A 1882-nucleotide genomic window follows, 5' to 3' on the forward strand; every position below is an offset into this window, starting at 1 on the left:
CACCGAGCGCGAGCGCCCAAGCGAGGAGCAATGATTCGGATTTCGAAGCGATACGTGAGGGTAACATGGGGCGGGGCAAACGAATCGGGGCCAACGGGCGAGGAGTGTCGGAGGCTATGCGGCGCGTATCGCTTGCGTCGAGTTATTCGGCGGCGCGGGAGATTGAGAGCGTGAGGACTCCCAATCCGCGCTTGGTTCCGCGCGTAGACGTGTCTGAAAGCAAACCGGATTTACTCGGGGATCGAATTCGGGAGGGGTTTAATTGGAAGGAAACCGGATTCCCGCTCAGCGACGACGACACCACTGGCGACCGCGACCACGCTTCGGCCGCCGCCGCGGCCTGGATCTGCTGAGCGCACCCCGCACGATTGCTTCTCGCCGCCGCTGTGCACCACCAGTCGGGCGCAGTGGATGCAAGCGCGGGCTATTCGGGCAGGACGCTGCGCAGGTCGCGGCCGTCGAGGAGCCAAGCGAGGTTGAAGACGGCGACCATCACGCCGTCGTAGCAGGTCTTCGGGCCGCCCTCGAAGTGGAGATAGATCTTCCCGGCGCTCGGCGTGCTGGCCCGGCCGACACCGAGATTCGAATACGCGCTCGGGCCGGCGTAGACGAAGCGCTTGACCGGCCACGTGCGGCCGCCGTCGAAGCTGGCCCAGACGGTGATATTCTCGCGGCCGGCGGAGGTGGAGCCGCCGACTTTTTTAGGCATCACGCCGGCGTCGGTGTCGAGGTTGCTGTAGAGGAGAATGTCGGCGCCGGCGATCGGCAGACGCATGAGGCCGCCCATGCAACCGTAAGACGTGCCGCGCGAGCCGTCGGGCAGGGTGTCGCTGAGCCACGGCGACAGCCAGAGTTCGCCGCCATCGTGGCTCCAGCCGAAGTAGCGGTTGCCGACGCTCATGTGCTCGCGCGAGCTGTAGAGGATGCGGCCGTCGGAGAGCTCGGCCAGCGCGGCCTCGCCCGAGCCGAGCACGGGGAACGGCGCGCTGACCTGCCAGGTGGCACCGCCGTCGTCACTGAACATCGCGGCGTTGTAGTGGTAGGGGCGCCACTCCACGTCGTTGCTGGCGGCCGGCCCCATGATGCGCGTCGCGAGCAGGAGGCGGCCCTTCCTCGGGCCGAATTGGAGCGTGATGCCGGGCTGAAACGCGCCGACAGACTGCGGCACCGAGTCGGGCGAGCCGTGGTTGAACTTGTTCGGCTTGATCCGGATCGATTCGCGCGTCCAGGTGCGGCCGTCGTCGCGGCTGCGCCAGAGGTATCCCTTGTCGGCGCGCACGTAGAGGATGTTGCCGTTGGTCTCGTTGACGACGACCTTGCCGCCGGCGTCGGGGCCGATCTCGCGGGGCGGACTCCACGTGGAGCCGCCGTCGGCGCTCTCGCGGAAAACCTTGCCGTGGAAGGCGAGCACGTGGCCGTTGCGCGCGGTGACGATGTCGCGCCCGCCGCGGCCGTCGAAGAGCGGGTGGATTTGCAGTGCGGGCGCAGTCAGGAAGGGTTGGGCGGTCGGCGGGAGCGCGGCGCGATCGGCGGCGGCGAACGCGGCGGTGGCGAAGAGGGCGAGACTGGCGAGGCGCAGGCGCACCTTGGGTATGATTGAAGTTAAAACCGAACCCCAGTTGCAACCTGCCATTCGCGGCCCGGATCGAGGGTGTAACGGTGGTTGGCGGCGACGTAGTAGATGTCCGTGTTGTCGAGAACGTTGGTCACCTTGGCGGACAAATCCCACGCGTAGCGGCTGCCCTTGGCGCGATACTTGTATCCGGCGATCGCATCGATGCGCCACCACGGCGGCAGCGGGCCCCAGTTGGGGGAGGCGCGTCCGGTCGAAAGCGTAATCGGACGTTCGCCCGTATAGATCGTGCCGAGGCTGGCGATGAAG

At 67.2% G+C, this 1882-nt stretch carries 2 protein-coding genes; both read right to left on the reverse strand.

Going from position 1 to position 1882, the window contains the following annotated elements; all coding sequences use genetic code 11:
* Positions 1 to 424: 424 nt before the first annotated feature.
* Complete coding sequence (locus FJ309_17520) at positions 425 to 1585, reverse strand: exo-alpha-sialidase (protein ID MBM3956373.1); 1161 nt, start codon at positions 1583 to 1585, stop codon at positions 425 to 427.
* A gap of 17 nt (positions 1586 to 1602) precedes the next feature.
* The coding region (locus FJ309_17525) for a TonB-dependent receptor (protein ID MBM3956374.1) at positions 1603 to 1882 on the reverse strand (280 nt) is incomplete at its 5' end.

The sequence above is a fragment of the Planctomycetota bacterium genome (genome assembly GCA_016872555.1).
Taxonomy (GTDB): Bacteria; Planctomycetota; Planctomycetia; order Pirellulales; family UBA1268; genus F1-20-MAGs016.